Origin of the sequence: Peptoniphilus indolicus, from assembly GCF_900454665.1 — a bacterium.
Classification (GTDB): domain Bacteria; phylum Bacillota; class Clostridia; order Tissierellales; family Peptoniphilaceae; genus Peptoniphilus; species Peptoniphilus indolicus.
Genome location: NZ_UGTH01000001.1, coordinates 1,943,392 through 1,966,263, shown reverse-complemented (window position 1 = coordinate 1,966,263; position 22,872 = coordinate 1,943,392). Strand labels below are relative to the sequence as shown.

General features: G+C 30.5%; 21 protein-coding genes. All 21 read left to right on the top strand.

Going from position 1 to position 22,872, the window contains the following annotated elements:
- Nucleotides 1-81: 81 nt before the first annotated feature.
- The 21 genes from DYE58_RS09500 to DYE58_RS09400 all read left to right on the top strand — a co-directional run bounded on the left by DYE58_RS09500 (nucleotide 82) and on the right by DYE58_RS09400 (nucleotide 22,849).
- Nucleotides 82-1,212 carry an ATP-binding cassette domain-containing protein gene (locus tag DYE58_RS09500; RefSeq protein WP_115312248.1) on the top strand — a complete coding sequence of 377 codons (1,131 nt, stop codon included), beginning with the start codon at nucleotides 82-84 and terminating at the stop codon, nucleotides 1,210-1,212.
- The gene (locus tag DYE58_RS09495) at nucleotides 1,209-2,027 is read left to right on the top strand and encodes an ABC transporter permease subunit (protein WP_115312247.1); all 819 of its coding nucleotides are present in this window, start codon (nucleotides 1,209-1,211) and stop codon (nucleotides 2,025-2,027) included. Before DYE58_RS09500 ends, DYE58_RS09495 begins: the two co-directional genes overlap by 4 nt.
- Nucleotides 2,028-2,189: 162 nt before the next feature.
- Nucleotides 2,190-2,975 carry a 30S ribosomal protein S2 gene (gene rpsB / locus DYE58_RS09490; protein ID WP_040552669.1) on the top strand — a complete coding sequence of 262 codons (786 nt, stop codon included), beginning with the start codon at nucleotides 2,190-2,192 and terminating at the stop codon, nucleotides 2,973-2,975.
- A gap of 56 nt (nucleotides 2,976-3,031) precedes the next feature.
- Complete coding sequence (tsf, locus tag DYE58_RS09485) at nucleotides 3,032-3,679, top strand: translation elongation factor Ts (RefSeq protein WP_004821594.1); 648 nt, start codon at nucleotides 3,032-3,034, stop codon at nucleotides 3,677-3,679.
- A gap of 9 nt (nucleotides 3,680-3,688) precedes the next feature.
- The gene (pyrH, locus tag DYE58_RS09480) at nucleotides 3,689-4,396 is read left to right on the top strand and encodes a UMP kinase (protein ID WP_004821593.1); all 708 of its coding nucleotides are present in this window, start codon (nucleotides 3,689-3,691) and stop codon (nucleotides 4,394-4,396) included.
- Nucleotides 4,397-4,406: 10 nt separating this feature from the next.
- Nucleotides 4,407-4,964, top strand: coding sequence for a ribosome recycling factor (gene frr, locus DYE58_RS09475; RefSeq protein ID WP_040552666.1), 558 nt, complete (start codon nucleotides 4,407-4,409; stop codon nucleotides 4,962-4,964).
- A gap of 41 nt (nucleotides 4,965-5,005) precedes the next feature.
- Entirely contained in the window at nucleotides 5,006-5,725 is a 720-nt protein-coding gene (locus DYE58_RS09470; protein ID WP_040552664.1) for an undecaprenyl pyrophosphate synthase, read from the top strand.
- A complete protein-coding gene (locus DYE58_RS09465; protein WP_172463330.1) occupies nucleotides 5,718-6,494 on the top strand; it encodes a phosphatidate cytidylyltransferase in 777 nt (258 codons plus the stop codon). Before DYE58_RS09470 ends, DYE58_RS09465 begins: the two co-directional genes overlap by 8 nt.
- A 13-nt stretch (nucleotides 6,495-6,507) precedes the next feature.
- Nucleotides 6,508-7,509, top strand: a complete 1,002-nt coding sequence (gene rseP / locus DYE58_RS09460; protein ID WP_115312245.1) for an RIP metalloprotease RseP — start codon at nucleotides 6,508-6,510, stop codon at nucleotides 7,507-7,509.
- A 4-nt stretch (nucleotides 7,510-7,513) separates the two neighbouring features.
- The gene (gene ispG, locus DYE58_RS09455) at nucleotides 7,514-8,566 is read left to right on the top strand and encodes a flavodoxin-dependent (E)-4-hydroxy-3-methylbut-2-enyl-diphosphate synthase (protein ID WP_040552661.1); all 1,053 of its coding nucleotides are present in this window, start codon (nucleotides 7,514-7,516) and stop codon (nucleotides 8,564-8,566) included.
- A gap of 7 nt (nucleotides 8,567-8,573) precedes the next feature.
- A complete protein-coding gene (locus DYE58_RS09450; RefSeq protein WP_004821577.1) occupies nucleotides 8,574-12,800 on the top strand; it encodes a PolC-type DNA polymerase III in 4,227 nt (1,408 codons plus the stop codon).
- Nucleotides 12,801-12,902: 102 nt separating this feature from the next.
- Complete coding sequence (locus tag DYE58_RS09445; RefSeq protein ID WP_040552658.1) at nucleotides 12,903-13,364, top strand: ribosome maturation factor RimP; 462 nt, start codon at nucleotides 12,903-12,905, stop codon at nucleotides 13,362-13,364.
- A gap of 8 nt (nucleotides 13,365-13,372) precedes the next feature.
- Nucleotides 13,373-14,551: a transcription termination factor NusA gene (gene nusA / locus DYE58_RS09440; RefSeq protein WP_004821573.1), complete on the top strand. Its 1,179-nt coding sequence runs from the start codon at nucleotides 13,373-13,375 to the stop codon at nucleotides 14,549-14,551.
- Between the two features lie 29 nt (nucleotides 14,552-14,580).
- On the top strand, nucleotides 14,581-14,853 hold the full coding sequence (gene rnpM / locus DYE58_RS09435) for an RNase P modulator RnpM (protein WP_004821570.1): 273 nt from the start codon (nucleotides 14,581-14,583) through the stop codon (nucleotides 14,851-14,853).
- A gap of 15 nt (nucleotides 14,854-14,868) precedes the next feature.
- Nucleotides 14,869-17,205 carry a translation initiation factor IF-2 gene (gene infB / locus DYE58_RS09430; RefSeq protein WP_115312244.1) on the top strand — a complete coding sequence of 779 codons (2,337 nt, stop codon included), beginning with the start codon at nucleotides 14,869-14,871 and terminating at the stop codon, nucleotides 17,203-17,205.
- A 1-nt stretch (nucleotide 17,206) separates the two neighbouring features.
- Nucleotides 17,207-17,563: a 30S ribosome-binding factor RbfA gene (gene rbfA / locus DYE58_RS09425; RefSeq protein WP_004821565.1), complete on the top strand. Its 357-nt coding sequence runs from the start codon at nucleotides 17,207-17,209 to the stop codon at nucleotides 17,561-17,563.
- Nucleotides 17,541-18,512, top strand: coding sequence for a DHH family phosphoesterase (locus DYE58_RS09420; RefSeq protein ID WP_115312243.1), 972 nt, complete (start codon nucleotides 17,541-17,543; stop codon nucleotides 18,510-18,512). Before rbfA ends, DYE58_RS09420 begins: the two co-directional genes overlap by 23 nt.
- Nucleotides 18,490-19,371 carry a tRNA pseudouridine(55) synthase TruB gene (gene truB, locus DYE58_RS09415; RefSeq protein ID WP_115312242.1) on the top strand — a complete coding sequence of 294 codons (882 nt, stop codon included), beginning with the start codon at nucleotides 18,490-18,492 and terminating at the stop codon, nucleotides 19,369-19,371. Before DYE58_RS09420 ends, truB begins: the two co-directional genes overlap by 23 nt.
- A 15-nt stretch (nucleotides 19,372-19,386) precedes the next feature.
- Nucleotides 19,387-20,316: a bifunctional riboflavin kinase/FAD synthetase gene (locus DYE58_RS09410; RefSeq protein ID WP_115312241.1), complete on the top strand. Its 930-nt coding sequence runs from the start codon at nucleotides 19,387-19,389 to the stop codon at nucleotides 20,314-20,316.
- 94 nt (nucleotides 20,317-20,410) lie between these two features.
- Nucleotides 20,411-20,677 carry a 30S ribosomal protein S15 gene (gene rpsO, locus DYE58_RS09405; protein ID WP_004821554.1) on the top strand — a complete coding sequence of 89 codons (267 nt, stop codon included), beginning with the start codon at nucleotides 20,411-20,413 and terminating at the stop codon, nucleotides 20,675-20,677.
- Between the two features lie 42 nt (nucleotides 20,678-20,719).
- The gene (locus DYE58_RS09400; RefSeq protein WP_004821553.1) at nucleotides 20,720-22,849 is read left to right on the top strand and encodes a polyribonucleotide nucleotidyltransferase; all 2,130 of its coding nucleotides are present in this window, start codon (nucleotides 20,720-20,722) and stop codon (nucleotides 22,847-22,849) included.
- Nucleotides 22,850-22,872 lie beyond the last annotated feature (23 nt).

Below are 22,872 nucleotides of genomic sequence, written 5' to 3'. Positions count from 1 at the left end.
TTATTTAAATTTACAATTTAATTGGTTTTATCTAAGAAATATATTATAATAAAATTAATAAATTTAAAAGAGGTGAATGTAATGAGTGCTATAGTCATAAGTGATTTGACGAAGAGAATGGGCAAAAAAAAGGTATTTCAAAACCTCGACTTAGAAGTTTTGGAGGGTGAATTTTTTGCACTTTTAGGACTCGAAGGGGCTGGAAAGACTACAATAGCTAGAATAATATTTAATTATCTTAAACCTGCAAAAGGACAAGCGATGGTTTATGATATGGATTGTACTAAAGATTCTAAATATATAAAGGAAAGTGTTTCATATATTCCAGAAGAAGTTGTATTTAATGAAAATGTTAGAGCATCATATTTATTTAAGAAAACTTTATCTGCTCATAATTTACAAAATACAGAAGAGTTGGATAAATTATTGGAACTTTTTAATTTTAACCAAAGATTAAGATTTTCTGAAATGACAGAATCAGAAAAAAAACTTTTTGCTGTTATAAATTCTCTTATTATAAAACCAAGGTTAATAGTAATGGATGAACCATCTAAAGGATTATCCAGTGACCAGGTTTCTATTCTTTTTGATCATTTGAATTATTTAAAAGAAAGTGAAGGACTAACTGTCTTTATGATTACAGATAGTTTAATGGAAGCTCAAAGATATTGTGATAGAGCAGCTTATTTGTATGATGGAAAGGTAAGAGATATAGAATATTTAAAGGATAAGATTTCAAATGATAAATTAATAAGAATTCATACAAACATTTCGGATTTAACTCCATTTACTGAAATAGGAGCTATTCTATTAAAAAATTCTCCGTATGAAAAAATATTTTATTATGATAAAGATATGAATTTATTATCAAATGTAATTAACAGACATATGATAGATGATTATACAATTGAAAATTCATCTCTTAGAGATAAAATTGCAGCTTATTATGATACTGAAAATGCATATGAAATAGAAGTTAATTATCATAGAAACCTTTCGACCAAAAATGAAAATATAGAAAGTGCAATTGAAACAGAAACAGAAGTTGAAGTAAATATAAATGTTCCTGAAAATCGAGAAAATGATGTTAATATTGTTTCAGAAAATATCAATGATGATGCTATCCAAATAGCTCCTAAAGGAACAATTTTAAAGGATGGAGAGGTTATTAAGGAACCCGAGGATGTATCTGAGGAAGGGGTGCAAAAATGATTTTTTCTAGAGAAGTAAAATCTAATCTTTCAAAACTTTTTGCTTGGTTATTAGTTATTTCAATTCTGACGGGGTTGTTAATGTCTATTTATATACTGATGTTAGATGTAAATATGAAAAGTATTTTTGATAGCTTTCTTTCATCTCTTTCTGAGAATTTAAAAAATATATTAGGATTTAAAAAGGGTATAGACTATACAGATATTTCAGACTATTTAGGATTTATATTTCAATATGTATTTGTATTTATTGTAATGTTTGCAATGCAACTAGGTGCAAATTCTCTAGCTAAAGAACAAGCACAAGGCTCAATAGGTTATATATACTCAAATCCTATTTCCAGAAGTGAAATAGTAACTCAAAAGTTTTTAGCAAATATGTTAACATATTTTATTATGTTGTTCTCATTAGCTCTTGTAACTTTTGGAATAGTATATGTCATACACATGGAAGTAGAAGTGAACATGCAAATGGCAATATTTGCAATAGCAAAAATATTTGGTGGAATGTTTATTGGAGGGTTAGTGTTTATGAGCGTAGGATTATTTTTCAGTTCTATGTCTAAATCCACTAATTTCACTGAAGGCACATCAATTTTATTTGTATTACTTACATTATTAATAACAGTTTTTGGAAAAGTATACGGCGCTACTTTTAAAGTGGTTGTGGAAAAATTCACTTTGGAAATTTTTAACCCAGTATTTTTTGTAAAAGAAGAGTTTGATATTGCAGGAATAGGAATAAATTTAGTGATTTTAATTATATTTGTATTACTTTCGTATATTATTTACAATTCAAAAGAATTAGATTATTAATCCTGTTTTTAACAGGATTTTTTTCTTGATGAATACTAACTTATATGCTATACTTGTAACCGATGATTTACTACACACACCTTTTGATGTATTGAGAGTTGCAGAAATGTCCTCAATTACAGATGATTAAGGTGGAGGATATAAACAAAGGGGGAATTTTTTTTGTCAGTAGTAGCAATGAAAAACTTATTAGAAGCAGGTGTTCACTTTGGGCATCAAACAAGAAGATGGAATCCTAAGATGGCTAGATTTATATTTACTCAAAGAAACGGTATTTATATAATAGACCTTCAAAAAACAGTAAAGAAAATAAATGAAGCTTATGAATTTATTAGAGAGATTTCAGCTGATGGCGGTACTATTCTTTTTGTAGGTACTAAAAAACAAGCTCAAGATGCTATAGAAAAAGAAGCTAAGAGATGTGAAATGCCATTTATCAATCAAAGATGGTTAGGGGGTCTTTTAACTAACTATCAAACAATAAGAAAAAGAATAGATAGACTTCATAGAATAGAAGAAATGGAAGAGGATGGAACTTTTGAAGCTCTTCCTAAAAAAGAAGTTATACAAATAAGACACGAAGGAGAAAAATTAGAAAAGTTCCTTGGTGGAATTAAAGATATGGGTAGAATTCCAGACGCTATATTTGTAGTTGACCCACGTAAAGAGAGAATAGCTGTAAAAGAAGCTCATATTTTAGGAATTCCTGTAATAGGAATTATTGATACTAACTGTGATCCTGATGAAATTGATTTTCCAATTCCAGGAAATGACGATGCTATTAGGGCTGTAAAGCTAATAACTGAAACAATGGCAAACGCAGTATTAGAAGGTAAACAAGGTACTCAAAATGTAGATTTTTCTGAAGATGCAGTTAAAGAAGAATCTGAAGAAGTTAAAAATGAAGAATCTCAAGCAGAGGATACTGTAGAAAATATAGAAGCGTAATTAATTTTGAGAGTTCTAAAGCTTGTCTTTGAACTCTCTTTTTTAGGAGGTAAATTATGGAAATAACAGCAGCATTAATCAAAGAATTAAGAGACAAGACATCAGCAGGTATGATGGATTGTAAGAAAGCATTACAAGAGGCAAATGGCGATATAAACAAAGCCGTAGACCTTTTAAGAGAAAAAGGGTTGTCTTCTGTTGCTAAAAAATCAGGAAGAATTGCAAGTGAAGGTATTGTAGAATCTTACATTCACGGTGGAAGAATTGGAGTTTTAGTAGAAGTAAACACTGAGACTGATTTCGTAGCTAAAAATGATGAATTTAAGAGTTTTGTAAAAGATATAGCTATGCAAATTGCAGCTGTAAACCCTAAATATGTAACTCGTGAAGAAGTTCCTCAAGATGCTCTTGAACATGAAAAGAAAGTTCTTACAGAACAAGCTTTAAATGAAGGAAAACCTGAAAAGATAGTTGAAAAGATGGTTGCTGGAAGACTTGAAAAATTTTATGAAGAGATCGTACTTTTAGACCAAAAATTCATAAAAGACCCTGATGTTAAAGTTCAAGATTTATTAAACAATATCTCTGCTAAAATTGGAGAAAAAATTAGTGTAAGAAGATTTGTTAGATATGAAGTTGGCGAAGGACTTGAAAAGAGAGAAGAAGATTTTGCAGAAGAAGTTGCAAAGCAAATAGGACAATAAGGAGCCGACATGGAGCCTAAATATAAAAGAGTTGTTTTAAAGTTATCAGGAGAAGCTTTGGCAGGCGATAGAGGAGTTGGAATTGATATTCCGACCGTTAAAAAAATTTCTGAGCAAATTAAAGCAATTCATGCCTTGGGTGTTGAAACTAGTGTTGTAGTAGGCGGCGGAAATTTCTGGAGAGGCAGAGATTCAGCTGATATGGATAGAGCTACTTCTGACTATATGGGTATGTTAGGAACTGTTATGAATGCTCTTGCTTTTCAAGATTCTCTTGAAAATTTGGGGGTAATGACAAGGGTTCAAACTGCTATAGAAATGAAAGATGTGGCTGAGCCATATATAAGAAGAAGAGCTATAAGACACCTTGAAAAAGGGAGAGTAGTAATTTTTGCAGCAGGAACAGGTAGTCCGTATTTTTCTACTGATACTACTGCAGCTTTAAGAGCTGCAGAAATTGATGCTGAAGTTATACTTATAGCTAAAAAAGGTGTTGATGGAATTTATGACAGTGACCCTAAATTAAATTCAAATGCTAAAAAGTTTAAAGAATTATCATACCTTGAAATTTTAAATAGAGAGTTAAAAATTATGGATACCACCGCAACCTCATTATGTATGGATAATCAAATTCCACTAGTAGTTTTTGGAATTGATGAAGAAAATTCCATATTAAATGTTGTTGAAGGTAAAAATATGGGCACAAAAGTGCGTTAAGGAGAGAATTATGATATCTGATATAAAAAAAGATTCTGAACAGAAAATGTCTAAGTCTATTTCAGTTTACAAAGAAGATCTTCAAAGTATTCGTGCTGGTAGGGCAAATCCAACGTTGTTAGATAAAATTGCAATTGATTATTATGGACAAACAACACCGCTTAACCAAATTGCCGGAATTTCAGCTCCTGAACCAAGATTACTTGCAATCCAACCTTGGGATGCAAATACTATTCCTGAAATTGAAAAGGCTATTTTAAAATCGGATTTAGGAATAACACCATCTAATGATGGGAAAATAGTAAGACTTGTAATTCCTCAATTAACTGAAGAAAGACGTAAAGATCTTATTAAAGTTGTAAAAAAGAACAGCGAAAATGCTAAAGTCGCTCTTAGAAACATCAGACGTGATTCTATGGAAGAGATTAAAAAATTAGAAAAATCTAATGAAATAACTGAAGACGATAGAAAAAGAGCTGAAGATGAAATTCAAAAAATAACAGATAAATATATTGAAGAAGTTGACAAGATTACTAAAGATAAAGAAAGTGAATTGTTAGAAATTTGAGATTAGGGCCCAAAAGGGTCCTAATTTTATATGGAGGAATAATGAGCATTGATATGAGTAATCTTCCAAAACACATTGGTATAATAATGGATGGAAATGGAAGATGGGCAAAAAAAAGAGGGCTTCATAGAACTTTTGGCCACAGAGAAGGTACAAAGAGAGTTATTGAAATAGTAGAAGCTTGTTATAAATTAGAAATAAAATCTCTTTCTCTGTATGCTTTTTCTACAGAAAATTGGAAAAGGCCTGAATCAGAAATATCTAAGCTAATGGATTTATTGATTTATTATATAGAAAATCAACTTGAAAAAATAAAGAAAAACAATATTAAAATTAATGTCTTAGGTGATATTTCTCAATTACCAACCAAAGTAAAATTATCTGTTGAGCGTGCATTGAATGAAACAAAGCATAATGATAAAATGATATTAAATATCGGACTAAATTATGGTGGAAGGGATGAAATTTTAAGAGCTACCAAGTTAGTTGCAGAAGAAGTTTCAAATGGAAATATGAAACTTGAAGATATTACTTCAGATATATTTGAGAATTATTTATATACTTCCGGTCAAGATGAATTAGACCTTTTGATAAGGCCTTCCGGAGAATTAAGAGTAAGTAATTTTATGTTGTATCAATTGGCATATAGTGAATTTTGGTTTTCAGATGTATTATGGCCTGATTTTACAGAAGAAGTTTTGCTAAGTGCTATAAGTGATTTTCAAAAAAGAAGTAGGCGTTATGGGGGAATTGATGAGTGATATACGTACTAGAGCTATAACAGCATTAATAGGATTAATTTTTATTTCTATAGTTTTATTTATAGGAGGAGTTATACTTAAAGGTGCTATTCTATTAGTCATTATTTTAGCTATTTATGAAATGAGCAGAGCTCTTAATTTAATAAATATAAAACTAAATATTATAGCTATTATGGTAGGTTTAATTGGTATAATAGGCTTGCAGAATTTAAATTTAAATATTTTTAGTAGTTTAATTGTAGTTTTTTTTGTTTTAGCTATTACTTATCTTTTCTCGAATAAGATATCCTTAGTAGATAGTGGAATGACGATACTAATATTTTATTATATTCCATTAAATTTAAGTCTATTAATAAGCTTAGATAAGACTCCATTTTTATACTTGGTATTTATCATAGCTTTTTCTACTGATACATTTGCATATCTTACAGGTTCTAAATTTGGAAGGATAAAATTATTAGAAAGTGTGAGCCCTAAAAAGTCTGTAGAAGGTTTTATTGGTGGAATTCTCGGATGTCTTATTTGTTCAATATTTTATTTAATCTATTTTAATCTAAATTTGAGTATATTGAGTGTAATATTTATTGTCTTGGCATCTGTTATGTGTCAGATCGGTGACTTATTTGCATCAAAGATAAAAAGACTTACGGGGATTAAAGACTATAGCAATTTATTGCCAGGACATGGAGGAATTATGGATAGGATAGATTCTATTATATTTATAATTCCACTTATATATTCTCTATTAAATATAGTCAATAATTTATAGTTTGGGAGGGAATATGAGCACATTAATTGGATCGATAATAGTATTTATGTTAGTAATAACCTTACATGAGTTAGGTCATTTTACAGTTGCTAAACTTTGCAATATAAAAGTTAATGAATTTTCAATTGGTATGGGACCAAAACTAGTAAGTGCTACAAAAGGAGAAACTTCATATAGTTTAAGACTGTTGCCAGTAGGTGGATATGTTGCTATGGAAGGTGAAGAAGAAAATTCCAATGACCCAAGAGCTTTTAATAATGTCAGTGTTTTTAAAAGAATGGCTGTTGTTATAGCAGGCGTAGTTATGAATTTTATATTAGCCGTTGTAGCATTCTTGATTGTTTTTTCAATTTTAGGCGTTAGAACTAATGTAGTTGAAGATGTAATTGACAATTCACCAGCAAAAATGGCAGGTATGATAACAGGGGATAGGGTTGTAAGAATAGAAAATGTCGAGATTATAGATTGGGATAATTTAGTAAGCAATATTTCAAGTAAAACAGATAAAGTTTCAATAGTTGTTAATAGAGACGGTAAGGAAATTTCATTTAATGTTAAACCAGAGTTAAAAGACGGAAGATATGTAATAGGAATTACTCCTAAAGTTCAAAAAAAATTTTTAAGTTCTTTTACAGCTGCTTTTAAGCATACTCTATCCGTTATAAAAGATGTATTTAAAACAATAAAAATGCTTTTTAATGGAGATGCAAAAGTATCTATGTTAGCAGGGCCAGTAGGAGTAATAAATTTAATAGGTAAAGAAACAGCTAAAGGATATTTAAATCTTTTAAATATTTTAGGAATAATAAGTGCCAATTTAGCTATAATCAATTTATTGCCAATACCAGCTCTTGATGGCGGAAAATTTTTATTTTTACTTATTGAGTCTATAACAGGTAAAAAATTAAGTGAAAAAGTTGAAAATTCTCTTAGTTTAATAGGTTTATCATTTTTATTTGGAATTATGATATATGTAACGATTTTTGGGGATCTAAACAGAATAATAAATGGGTGATTTTATGATTAATAGAAGGCAAACAAAACAGATTATGATTGGAAATATTCCTGTTGGTGGAGACGCACCTATTACAGTTCAATCTATGACAAATACCAAAACTAAAGATGTACAGTCTACAGTAGCTCAAATTTTACAATTAGAAAATGCAGGGTGCGACATTATTAGATTTGCTGTAAATGATAGGGATGACGCAGAAGCTATACAAAAAATAAAAAAATCTATTCATATTCCTGTAGTAGTAGATATACAGTTTGACCATAGATTAGCAATTATGAGTGCTGAGATGGGTGCGGATTGTATTAGAATAAACCCCGGAAATATCGGAGAAAAAAATAAAGTTAAAGAAGTGGTTGAAGTTTGTAAACACTATGGACTCCCTATTAGAATTGGTGTTAATTCAGGTTCAATTCACAAAGATTTGCTCTCTGAAATGGGAGGGGTAAATGCAAATTCTATTGTACAATCAGCTATGAGAGAAATAGAAGTTTTAGAAGATTTAAACTTTTTTGATATTAAAGTTTCTCTGAAAGCTTCAAATGTTAATTTATCAATAGATTCTTATAGTGAGTTTTCAAAAATATGCGATTATCCATTACATTTAGGAATAACTGAAGCGGGTCCAGCATTTCAAGGTGCTGTTAAGTCTGCTGTTGGAATAGGATATCTTCTAAGAGAGGGAATAGGAGATACTATAAGAGTTTCTTTAACATCTGACCCTGTTGAAGAAATAAAGGTGGGAAGAGAAATTTTGAAGTCTTTAAATCTTTTGACAGATGGTATTGAGATAATTTCATGTCCTACTTGTGCAAGAACAAATATTGATTTGTTAAGTTTAGTGGGAAAAGCTGAAAAGAAACTTTCTCCTATAAAGAAAAATTTGAAAATAGCACTTATGGGATGTGCCGTTAACGGTCCTGGAGAAGCAAGAGAAGCAGATATAGGAATTGCTGGAGGTATAGGAGAGGCTATCTTATTTAAAAAAGGTGTAATACTCAAAAAAATTTCTGAAGAAAATTTGTTAGATGAGTTAGTAAAAGAAATCGAAAATATGTAGGTATATTATGGAATTTAAAAAATTATTAAAAGAATTAAATTTAGAAAATAATTTTCCTAAAACTGAAGTTCAATTCAAAAAGTGTATATTAGATAAAAATAATTTAAGCGTTAAATTTGAATTTCTTTGTAATGATGAATTAACTGGCGAAAATAAATCTTTACTAGAGTCTGAGTTACAAAAGTATTTATCTGGTTTAAACGTTAATTGCAGTTTTGAAATTTCTAACTTTATATCCGTTGAAGACGTAGTAATTAATACATTAATAGAATATAGCCCATCTATTAGAAGTTGTATACAAGACATTGAAATCGTAACAAATGAAAGCAGTATAAGTATAGCTCCTCCTAAAGAGGAGTTATATTACTCTTTGACATCAAATGGGTTAAGTGAAAAGTTAAGAGAAAAATTACTTTCATTTAAGGAATATAAAATAGAATTTATAAAGCCAAAAGAAAATTTTATATGTAGTGAAGAAGAACTTGAAAAGAAATTAGATGAAATTCAAGAATTTGAAAAGAATTTAATTCAAAATACAGAAATCTATAGGGAAGTGGCTAAACAAGAGGTTGTGGTAGAACAAGAATTTAAGTACGGCAAAAAAGACATTTGTGAGATTTCTCAAATAGCTAATGTAAATTTAAATCAACCTAAGGTAACTATAATAGGCAAGATATTCAAAATTGACATCAAGGAAATAAAGGATTCAAAATTTATATATACAATTTCATTAAATGACCATTCAGGTTCTTATTATGCGAAAGTATTTTTATCGGAAGATAAAAAAGCAGAATTTGATGCTAATTTAAGTGTAGGTACTACAATTCTAGTTACTGGTAATCCTCAATATGATAATTTCCTAAGAGACCAAGCTTTATTTATAAGGTATTTAGAAATTGTTCCGGAAGAAGTCCCGGTGGACCAACAAGAAATCAAGCGTGTTGAATTGAGATTGCACACAAGAATGAGCACTATGAATGGAATTAATCCATTTAAAGATTTTGCTAAAAGAGCCAAAGTTCTTGGCATGAATTCAATTGCTATTACAGATGTCGCTGATGTTCAAGGGTTTCCTGAGGCGATGGAGGCGAGTAAAAATTATGACTTGAAGGTTTTATACGGATTGGATGCTAATTATATAGATGATGACCCTAAAATACTTATGTGTACAAATGACTCATCTTTAGAAAACAGAACGTTTGTAGTTTTTGATATTGAAACCACAGGTTTTTCTCCAAGAACTGATGAAATTACAGAAATAGGTGCAGTAAAAGTAAAAGATGGAGTTATAATAGACCATTTTTCTCAACTAATAAACCCTAATAGACCAATACCAGAAGAGGTCCAAAAATTAACGGGAATTACACCGGCTCTAATTAGTGAAGAACCGATGATTGATAAAGTTATATTTGACTTCTATGATTTCTGTAAAGATACTGTACTAGTTGCACATAATGCGGCATTTGATACAAGATTTATACGCAGAGATATGACTAAATATAATTTGAAATTTAATTTCGATGTAGTTGATACTTTATATCTAGCTAGGGCTTTAGTACCTGATATGAAAAGATTTAATTTAGGAGCTCTTTCTAAAAAGTTTGGAGTATCACTTGTCAATGCCCATAGAGCGGTAAATGACGCACAAGCTACGGCTTTAGTTTTTATAAAATTACTTGAATTAGCAAAGGATAAAGATGCAATTTCAAATTTAAATATTTTATCTAGCAATATAAATCCGGCAATACTCTTTGAGTCGCCAGTTTCTATTTTAGTTAAAAATAATATAGGGCTTAAAAATTTATATAAATTAGTTTCAGCATCTCATTTAAAATATGTTAATCGAGTTGCAAAAGTTCCTAAATCTTTAATAGAAAAATATCGCGAAGGTTTGTTAATTGGAAGTGGAACTTCTAAATCACCTTTGTTTGAAGCTGTTCTAAATATGGAAGATGAAAGTAAGATAAGAGAAATAGCAAAGTTTTTTGACTATATAGAGTTGCAACCTATTGAAGATAATATAGAGCTTATACAAAATGGAATGGTAAAAGATAAGAAAGATTTAGAGGAAATAAATACTTATCTTTATAATTTGGGAAGGGATTTAAATATTCCGGTAGTTGCTACTGGAGATGTATTTTACTTAGAGCCTGAAGATGATTTAACTAGAAGGATTATACTATCGAGCCAAACACCGCCAGTAAGAGGGGCAAATATTCCGAGAACTTTCTTTTTTAGAACTACAGATGAAATGCTTATAAGTTTTAGCTATTTAGGAGAAAGAGAATCCTATGAAGTAGTTGTTGAAAACACAAATAAAATAGCAGATTCTATTGAAAAATTAAATCCAATACCAGATGGCACTTATCCACCATCTATTGATGGAGCTGAAGATGATTTACGCAATATCTGCTATAGCAAAGCACATGAAATATATGGTGAAACTTTACCTAAGATAGTTGAAGATAGACTTGAAATAGAATTAAAAAGTATTATAGACAATGGTTATGCTGTGTTGTATATAATTGCACAGAAGCTTGTTGCTAAATCAAATGGGGATGGATATTTGGTAGGATCTAGAGGTTCTGTAGGCTCATCATTTGCAGCTACTATGGCATCTATAACTGAAGTAAACCCTCTTGTGCCACACTATGTATGCCCTAATTGTAAACATTCAGAATTTTTCACTAATGGAGAAGTTGGCTCGGGTGTAGACCTTGAAGATAAAAATTGTCCTGTATGTGGAACAAAGATGAAAAAAGATGGGCATGATATACCTTTTGAAGTATTCTTAGGATTTAATGGAGACAAAGAACCTGATATCGATTTGAATTTTGCTGGAGAATATCAACCAAATGCACATAAATATACAGAAGAGTTATTTGGTGAAGGCTATGTATTTCGTGCGGGTACAATAGGTACAGTAGCAGATAAAACAGCCTATGGATATGTCCGAAAATATTTTGAAAACCAATCGGTTCATTCAGCTGAAATAGATAGGCTAGTTAATAATTTAGTAGGTATTAAAAGAACTTCTGGACAACATCCTGGAGGAGTAATGATTGTACCAAAAAGTAAAGAAGTTTTCGATTTTACTCCAATCCAACATCCAGCTGATGACATAAATTCAACTGTAATAACTACACATTTTGATTACAACTTCATTCATGGTAAAATTCTTAAGCTTGATATACTAGGGCATGACGGTCCTACAATAATAAAGATGTTAGAAGATTTTACAGGTATAAATTCAAGCAAAATACCTTTAAATGACCCTGAAACTTTAAGTCTTTTTAGAAATGCAGAAGCTCTATGTTTAAATGAAGACATTTTTGAAACAAAGACTGGAACACTAGGAATTCCAGAATTTGGTACAGGATTTGTAAAACAAATGTTAATAGAAACTGAGCCTAGAAATTTTGCTGATTTAGTCAGAATATCTGGGTTATCTCATGGAACTGATGTGTGGACAAATAATGCTCAAAGTTTAGTAAATGATGGGAGAGCAGAATTATCAGATGTTATATGTACTAGAGAAGATATTATGACATATTTAATTCGTGCGGGTGCCGAAAATAAAATGGCATTTGATACTATGGAAAAAGTACGTAAGGGGAAAGGTCTTACAGAAGAACAAAAAAGTATAATGAAAAATCTAGCTCTTCCTGAATGGTACATTGAGTCTTGTGAAAAAATCAAATATATGTTTCCAAAAGCACATGCTGTTGCATATGTAACGCAGTCTTTTAGAATAGCTTATTTTAAATTAAATTATCCTTTGGCTTTCTATGCCACCTTTTTTACTATAAAGCTTAATGATTTTGATGGGGAACTTGTGCTTCAAGGATATGAAGCTGTTAAAAATAGAGTTGAGGAATTAAAAAAAGCGGATACTCTAACAACTAAGGAAAAAGGACAAATTACTATATTAGAGGTGGTTCTTGAGATGTTTGCTAGAGGATACGAGTTTGAAAATGCTGATATATACGAATCTAAGGCAAGTAGATTTTCTATAAAAAATAATAAAGTTTTACTACCGCTAAGGGCTTTTATAGGAGTTGGAGACTCTGTCGCTAAGCAAATAGTTTTGGAAAGAGAAAACGGACCTTTTATTTCAGTTGAAGACTTTAAAAAGAGAACAGGTACTGGAAAAAGTACAACTGAAATATTAAAACAAAATCATTTATTAGATGATTTTCAAGAAACTAACCAAATAAGCTTGTTTAATTTTTAGTTGCTTGAAATAATTTTTATATGTGATATAATTGAATTAATAAATAGAAAGTTACTAAAGAGTGGGTTTTCCCACTCTTGTTTTTGTAAATGGGGGTGTATAATGAGCAAGAAAGAGATAGTTGCCAAAATTAAAGAAGTTGCACTAAAGCATGCTGAAATACTTGGATATGAATTGGTAGATATTGAATATAAGATTGGCAATAAACATGATTCATTATCTATTTTTATCTACAGAGAAGACGGGATAGATTTAGATGATTGTTCTAAAATGAGTAGGGCTATAGATGAAGATATTGAAAACTTAGATATAATAGAAAATCCTTATTATCTAGAAGTATCTTCTCCAGGATTAGACAGACCATTAAAGACACAAGATGATTATAGAAGAAACATTGGTAAAGATGTAACAATCAAGCTATATGCACCAATTGATGGTAAAAAACAGATAGAAGGTTCATTACTTAATTATGATAAAGAAAATGTTGAAATCGAATCTGAATCTGATACCATCAGTATTCCAATCAAAGCAATTGCAAACATGGTGCAAACCATTAAATTTTAGGAGGAAGTATGAATCAAGAATTCATAGAGGCCTTAGATGAGCTAGAAAAAGAAAAGGGAATTTCAAAAGAAGTTGTATTTTCCGCACTTGAAGCAGCTATGGTTTCAAGTTATAAAAAGAATTTTGGGACAAGCCAAAATGTAGAAGTAAATATAGATAGAGAAACAGGTAAAATTGACATTTATGCATTACAAGATATAGTTGCAGATGAAGATTTAATAGACGATAAAACCCAACTTTCAATAAGTCAAGCAAAGAAACTAGACCCTAAATACGAAGTAGGAGATGTCTTCTCTAAAATGGTAGATCCTGCAAAATTTGGAAGAATAGCAGCTCAAACAGCTAAACAAGTAGTAATTCAAAGAATAAAGGATGCTGAAAGAGATATAATATTCGACGATTTTACAGATAGAGAAAATGAGATAATAACAGGTCAAGTTCAAAGAGTCTCATATGGGAATGTATTCTTTGACCTTGGAAAAACAGAGGCTATATTGTTACCTTCAGAGCAAATAAAAGGTGAGACGTATAAACAAGGTGATAGATTTAAGTTACTGTTAGTTGAAGTAAAGAAAACAACTAAAGGACCTCAAATAATATTATCAAGGTCCCATCCTAACTTAGTGAAAAGACTATTTGAATTAGAAGTTCCAGAAATAGCTGAGGGAATAGTTGAAGTTTATTCAATAGCAAGAGAAGCTGGTTCTAGAACTAAGATAGCTGTATTTTCAAAAGACGAAGAAGTAGATCCATTGGGAGCTTGCGTTGGATATAAAGGGGCAAGAGTTAAAGCTATAGTAGATGAGTTGCATGATGAAAAAGTTGATATTGTAATTTATAGCAAAGATATAGATACTTTTATAGCAAATGCATTAAGCCCATCTAAAGTAGAAAAAGTTTTTGCAAATGAAAAAGAAAAGTCAGCTCTAGTAGTAGTTCCAGACTATCAATTGTCTTTGGCAATAGGAAAAGAAGGGCAAAACGCTAGATTAGCGGCTAAACTTACTGGTTGGAAAATTGATATAAAGAGTACAACTCAGTATGAAGAGTATTTAGAAACTGAAAACATAACTGAAGAAGATTTATACGAAAGATATGGTTGTAAATCTGATTTTTCAGAAGAAGCAATAGAAAATTCTGAAGATTCAGTAGATGCTTCAGATGAAATTGAAAAAGATGAAAATTAGATTATATATTTAAAGGCGTTGGAGAATTTATGACAAAACCAAAAAAAGTACCTATGAGAAAATGTTTGGGTTGTGGAGAAAATAAACCTAAATCAGAACTTATAAGAGTTGTAAAAAATAAAGAAGGCGAAGTTTTCCTAGACGTTAGTGGTAGAAAAAATGGCAGAGGTGCATATCTGTGCTATGATGAAAATTGTTTGGACAAAGCAATAAAGTCTAAAGCTTTAAACAGAGCATTTGAAATGGAGATAGATGATGAAACTATTGAAGAATTAAAAAGATCCATTAAAGATATGCCTTAATTAGGAGGTGGCCGTATGTCAAAAATTAGAGTACATGCATTGGCGAAAGAATTAAACCTAAGTAGTAAGGATTTGCTACAAAAAATGGCAGAATTAAATATTGATGTAAAAAATCATATGTCAACATTAGAGCCTGAAGATGAAAAAAAGATAAGAAATGCTTATCATACTAAATCTGAAGAGCAAAAAAACACACAAAATAAAAATTCTGTTGTAAATGATGAAGTTAATAATTCAGATACGAAGAATAAACATATAAAAAATAATAAAGATAGTAAAGGTAAGAGTGGTCAACAACAATTGAATAAAAATTTCGATAATAAAAAAAACAAAGACACTGAAAAGAATAAAGAATTTAAATCAGATAAAAATTTTAGTAAAAAACATAATACAAAAGAAAATTTTAAATCTGAGGAAATAAGCATAGGTAAAAATAAAAAGAAGAAACATCAACACAATAAAATTGATATGGGAGAGTTAAATGAATCTGGAAACAGGAGAAAACAAAGAGATTTAACTAAAAAAACTCCTGTTAAAAAAAGATCTAAGGCTCAAAAAAAACAAGATAAAATTGATGCTATAAAAAGTGATGATTCTCCTATAAAAATAAAAGCGCCTATAACTGTAAAGGAATTTGCAGAAAAATTATTTTTGCCAGTGACACAAATAATTTCTAAATTGATTGTTTTAGGGATAATGGCAAGTCAAAATCAGGAAATAGATGAAGACACTTGTATATTAGTAGCGGATGAACTAGGCGTAGAAATAGTTATAGAAGAACCAGAACAAGAAATTTCCATAGAAGAAAAGTTAGGACTTGATTACGAAGATAGCGAAAAAGACTTAAAAACCCGTCCTCCGGTTGTAACTGTTATGGGCCATGTAGACCACGGCAAGACTTCTATTCTAGACGTTATTAAAAAATCTCACGTTCAAGAATCTGAAGCAGGTGGTATAACTCAACATATAGGGGCTTACACTGTAACAGTAAACAAAAAGAAGATAACTTTCTTGGATACTCCAGGTCATGAAGCATTTACATCTATGAGATTAAGAGGAGCTTTAATAACAGATATAGCTATATTAGTAGTTGCAGCAGACGATGGTGTAATGCCTCAAACAATAGAAGCAATATCTCATGCAAAGTCTGCAAATGTACCTATCATAGTAGCTATTAACAAAATTGATAAACCTAGTTCTAATATTGACCGTGTAAAACAAGAACTTCTTGAAAACGGATTAATGAGTGAAGACTGGGGTGGAGATACTATAATGGTTCCTGTCTCTGCGAAAACTAAAGAAGGTATTGACGATTTATTAGAAATGATAAATCTAGTTGCAGAAATGCAAGAATTAAAAGCAAATCCTAATAGAATGGCAGTTGGTACTGTTATAGAAGCAAAATTAGATAAGGGTAAGGGCCCTATGGCTACTGTTTTAGTTCAAAAAGGTACACTTAACTTTGGTGATACTGTGGTATCTGGGGTAGCAAGCGGAAGAATTAGAGCTATGACAGATGATAAGAATAGAAATATTAAAAAAGCAGGTCCATCTATGCCAGCAGTAATTTTAGGTTTATCTGATGTGCCAAATGCCGGGGAACTTATCTATGCTGTAGAAGATGAAAAGACAGCAAGAACTATAGCCGACTCTAATAGAGAAGAATTAAGAGAAAATAGAATAAATTCAGGAAGCAAAGTTTCGTTAGATAATTTATTTGACAGAATAAAAGAAGGGGAAATGAAAGACCTAAATATCGTTGTTAAAGCCGATGTTAAGGGCTCTGTTGAAGCATTAATTCAATCACTTCTTAAACTATCTAATGAAGAAGTTAAGATAAATGTAATCCACTCAGGCGTTGGTGGAATTAATGAAAGTGATGTAACTTTAGCTTCTGCTTCAAATGCTATTGTCGTAGGATTTAATGTAAGACCTAATATTAATGCTATTGAACTTTCTAAGAATGAAGAAGTAGACGTAAGAACATATAGAGTTATATATGACATTATAGATGATGTAGAAAAAGCTGTAAAAGGTATGCTTGATCCTGATATCGTTGAAGAGGTCATGGGAAGATGTGAAGTTAGACAAACATTTAAGCTCCCTGGGAATATAATAGTAGCTGGTATTTATGTACTATCAGGTAAGATAGTTCGTAATGCTAAAATAAGGGTTTTAAGAGAAGATGTAGTTATTCATGAAGGTGAAGTAGCATCTCTTAAGAGATTTAAAGATGATGTAAAAGAATTAAATACTAGCTTTGAAGGTGGTCTTGGAATAGAAGGATTTAACGATGTTAAAGATGGAGACCTTATAGAATGTTATATTATGAAAGAAGTTAAGAGAGATTAATATGAATTCAAAACGTACACAACAAATATCAGAAGAAGTTAGAAGAGCTATATCTGATGTAATACAAAATAAATTAAAAGATCCAAGAGTTCCTGATATAGTTAGCGTATCAAGAGTAGATGTGACTAATGACTTATCATTTGCAAAAGTGTATATATCATTTTTTACGAATGAAGTAGAAGAGGCTATGCAAGGAATTAACTCATCTAAAGGTTTTATAAAAAAAGAACTTTCTAGAATGATTAAGTTAAGAGCTATGCCTGAACTTATATTTATTCATGATGATTCTATTGAAAGAGGCTTGGAAATGAATAGATTAATAAATGAGGTAAACCATGGTAATAGAAGAGATAGCTAAAGCCATTAGTTCTGCTAATACCATTTATGTAGCATCCCACATGAATCCAGATGGAGACAATGTGGGATCTCTAATGGGAACTTATATAATTTTAAAAGAATTAGGGAAAGATGTTAAAGCTGTTGTGATAGATGAAATACCTGAAAATTTAAAATTTTTACCTAGACTTTCAGAAATAGTTACCGATGAAGGATTAGACGCTCCAGATTTATTTATTACAGTGGATTGTGCGGATTTAGATAGAATAGGAAATTTAAAAAATTTATACCTTTCTGCAAAGAAGAAGATAAACATAGATCATCACAGTACAAATACTAACTTTGGAGATATAAATTTAGTAGATTCAAATTCTCCTGCAACTTGCGAACTGGTATTTTATTTGTTTAATGATTTAGGTTATGAAATAAATACTGATGCTGCAACTTGTCTATATACCGGAATCTCTACAGATACAGGAAGTTTTAAATATGACAGTGTAAAAAAATCTACATTTAATGCAGCAGGGATATTAATTAATAAAAAGATAGATATAAATAAAATAGGAGTTAATTTATATCAAAATCGCTCTAAAGAAAAAACTTCTCTACTCATTATGGCTATGAATTCAATTAAATACTATTTTGATTCAAAGTTAGCTATAGCTTATGTTGATGATAATATGATAGAATCATGTGGAGCTAACAAAAGTGATTCAGAAGGTATTGTTGAATTTATAAGAGATATTAGTGGGGTAGAAGTAGCTATTTTATTAAAAGAGAAAAAAGAAGACATTAGACTTTCTGTACGTACAAAAGAATATATTAATGCAATAAATATAGTATCTTCTTTTGGTGGTGGCGGACATATTAGAGCAGCAGGAGCAACTTTACCACTACCATTAAGTGATAGAATTAATGATATTGTAAAAATTGTTGAGGGTGAGCTAAATGGATGGAGTTCTAGTAATTGATAAGCCAAAAGGAGTTACTAGCCATGACGTAGTATATATGGTTAGAAGAAAACTAGGTATAAAAAAAGTAGGACATACAGGTACTTTAGACCCTATAGCTACAGGTGTATTGCCTATATTAATAGGCAAAGCAACAAAATTATCTGATAGACTTACAGCTTCTAATAAAGAATATATTGCAGAATTTAAATTTGGAATTCAAACAGATTCATTAGATATAACTGGGAATGTGACTCACGCAAGTGCTATGATTCCTTCTGAGGATTCACTAAGAAAAGAATTAGAAAATTTTACAGGAGATATTCTTCAAGAACCACCCATATATTCCGCTATAAAAATAAAAGGAAAAAAGTTATATGAGTATGCTAGAGCTGGTGAAGAGATTGAAATACCAAAAAGACAGTGTACTATATATAGTATGAAACTATTAGATAGCAGTGAAAATAGATTTATAATATATATTAACTGTTCATCAGGAACTTATGTAAGGTCATTAATTAGAGACATAGGATTAAAATTGAAATCTTTTGCTACTATGACGGAGCTTCGAAGAGTATCTACTGGTAAATTTAATTTGGATATATCTGTAAATAAAGAACAATTAGAAAATTGTAGTTTAGATATTTTAGAAAATAAACTAATACCAATAGATAAAGCACTAGAACTTGAAAAGATAGAACTCCCAGTTGAAATGTACACTAAGATTACAAACGGCGTAATCTGTAAAGTAAACCACGTTTATGATGTTAATTCAGAATACAATATATATTGTAAAAATAATTACATTGGTATTGGAAAATATATGTATTATAACAATGTATGGGGTATCAAGATAATAAAAAAGTTAATAAATAACTAGTTAGGTGGAATATTATTGAAAATAATTGAAATAACAACAAATTATAAATCAGATGCTGAATGTTTTATAGCTCTGGGGAATTTTGATGGTGTACATTTGGCACATAGAAAGCTTTTAAATAATTTAGTAAAATCTTCTAAAAAAAGTAATTCTAAAAGTGCTATACTTGCATTTAAAAATCATACTAAGAATATTATCAATAAAAGTCCTCAAAGACTTTTGACTTCTAATGATCAAAAATATTCTAAATTAGAAGAAATTGGTATAAATATTTGCTATGAAATAATTTTTAATGAAGATTTAATGAAGATGTCAGCAAGAGATTTTATAGAAGAGTTACTATATAAAAATCTTAATGTTCGAGGAATAGTAGTAGGTTTTGACTATAGATTTGGGCACAAGGCTAGCGGAGATATACATCTTTTAAGAGAAATATGTGATGAGTTAGGGATTTCTTTGGTTATAATAGATGAAGTAATAATAAATGAAAATATAGTATCTTCAACATTAATTAGGAAATTAATTGAAGACGGTAATGTAGAAGATGTTAAAGACTATTTAGGTTCTGATTTCAAAATAAGTGGAAAAATAATTCACGGGAAAAAATTAGGAACTAAAATGGGAATTCCTACGGCAAATATTGCTATAGATACAAACTATGTAATTCCAAAATTTGGAGTGTATGATACAACTATAATTATTGATGGTGTAGAACATAAAGCTGCAACAAACGTTGGGAAAAATCCGTCTGTTGAAAATTCTGGACTTAGGATAGAGTCTCATATAATAGACTTTAATGAAGATATTTACGATAAAAAAATTGAGTTAGTACTTCATAAATTTGTCAGGGATGAATTAAAATTTGATACAGTAGAAGACCTTTTTTCACAAATGAGCAAAGATGTTGAGCTAATAAGAAATAATTCTATTGCCAAAAATATTTAGTTATGTTATCATTATTTAGTACTACCAGACACAGGTTTGTCGTTCCTCGACGCTTACTTTTGTCTAGGCTAATATAAATTTAGGAGGAAATAAAATGTTAAACAAAGAAGCAAAAACACAAATTATTGAAGATTACAAATTACATGATAAGGATACTGGTTCTGCAGAAGTGCAAATCGCGATTCTTACTAATAGAATAAATGAGCTTAATGTTCACCTTAAAGAACATAAAAAAGATCATCACTCAAGAAGAGGTCTTTTAAAAATGGTAGGTAAGAGAAGAAATCTTCTTAGATACCTAAAAAATAAAGATATTGACAGATATCGTGAACTTATTGAAAAATTAGGTATAAGAGGTTAATAGAGCGGGGAACCGCTCTTTATTTTTTAAGAGGAGGATTATATGCAAAAAGTTTTTACTTTTGACCTTGCAGGTGAACCATTAGAAGTTACTATAGGTAAAGTTGCAGAACAAGCTAATGGAGAGTGCTTGCTTAGATATGGCGATACTGTAGTCTTAGTTACTGTAACTGCATCGAGTAAAGCTAGAGAAGGTATAGATTTTTTCCCATTATCTGTAGATTTTGAAGAAAAAATGTATTCTGTGGGTAAAATGCCTGGAGGATTTGTTAAAAGAGAAGGTCGTCCTACTGAAAAAGCAATTCTTTCAGCAAGACTAATAGATAGACCTATAAGACCTTTATTTCCTGAAGGATTTAGAAATGATGTACAAGTTGTCGCTACAGTGCTTTCTGTGGACCAAGACCACCAACCTGATATATTAGCGATGATTGGTTCCTCAATAGCATTACACACTTCTGATATACCATTTGATGGTCCAACAGGATCTGTAATGGTTGGAATGATTGATGGCAAATATATAATAAATCCTAACGAAGAAGAACGTAATAATTCAGATATTTTTTTGGTAGTTTCAGGCACTAAAACTGCCATAATGATGGTTGAAGCTGGAGCTAATATTGTTACAGAAGATGAAATGTTAGGTGCTATTCTTACAGCACATGATGAAATCAAAAAGATATGTTCTTTTGTTGATGAAATCAAAAATGAAATTGGAAAAGAAAAAATGGATTATGAAGTTTTCGTACCAAATGAAGAATTAAAACAAAGAGTTGTAGAATTTGGTAAAGAAATAATAGTAAATTCCGTTAATGAAGCAGATAAACTTTTAAGAATTGAAAAAGTAGAAAAAGCAAAAGAAGAAGTTCGTAAACATTTCGAATTAGAAATGGAAGAATTCTCTAGAGATATAGAATCTATACTTGAAGAAATAGAAGTAAATGAAGTAAGAAGACAAATTTTAGAAGATAATTTAAGACCGGATGGCAGAGCTCTTGAAGAAATTAGAAAACTATCATCAGAAGTAGGCTTACTTCCAAGAACTCATGGTTCAGGTTTATTTACAAGAGGTCAAACTCAAGTTTTATCAATTACTACTTTAGCGGGACTATCTGAAGTGCAAGTAATAGATGGATTAGGTGATGATAAGCCTAAGCGTTATATACATCACTATAATTTCCCTCCTTTCTCTGTAGGTGATACAAAACCTATGAGAGGGCCAGGTAGACGTGAAATAGGTCATGGTGCACTTGCTGAAAGAGCATTAATACCAGTTCTACCTTCAGAAGAAGAGTTTCCTTATGCTATAAGAGTGGTATCTGAGGTACTATCATCTAATGGTTCATCATCTCAAGCTTCTATATGTGGTTCAACTCTTTCATTAATGGATGCAGGTGTACCTATAAAAGCTCCGGTTGCAGGTATTGCTATGGGACTTATAGAAGGAAATGGACAAACTAAAATTTTAACTGACATCCAAGGGTTAGAAGATCATTTTGGAGATATGGACTTTAAAGTTGCCGGTACAAGAGAAGGTATTACTGCAATACAAATGGATATTAAAGTCGAAGGTATCAGCAGAGAAATTTTAGAAGAGGCTCTTGAGAGAGCAAAAGTTGCTAGATTATATATATTAGACCATTTATACACAACTATTCAAAAACCAAGAGAAGAACTTTCTAAGTTTGCGCCTATAATTCATATGATTGAAATAAATCCTGAAAAAATAGGAGATGTAATAGGCAGTGGTGGAAAGACTATTAACAAGATTATAGAAAAAACAGGAGTTAAAATAGAAATTGACGATGATGGTAAGGTTTCAATTTTATCAGATGATTCAACAAAGGCTAAAAAAGCTATAGAAATAATTCAATCAATAGTTAAAGAAATTGAAGTTGGAGATATATTTAGTGGTAAGATTAAGAAAATAATGAAATTTGGCGCATTTGTTGAATTGAAAAAGGGTGTAGAAGGTCTTTTACACATTTCTGAAATTGCACATGAGAGAACGAATAAAGTTGAAGATCTTTTTAAAGTTGGAGACAAGATTGATGTAAAAGTTATAGGTATTGATGAGGAAACTAAAAAACTTTCTCTATCAAGAAAAGTATTATTACCTAAACCTGAAAAAGAAACTACAGAGAATATAAACTCAAGGGAAGAATCTAAATAAAATTTTAAATCAGGGTACTTTGG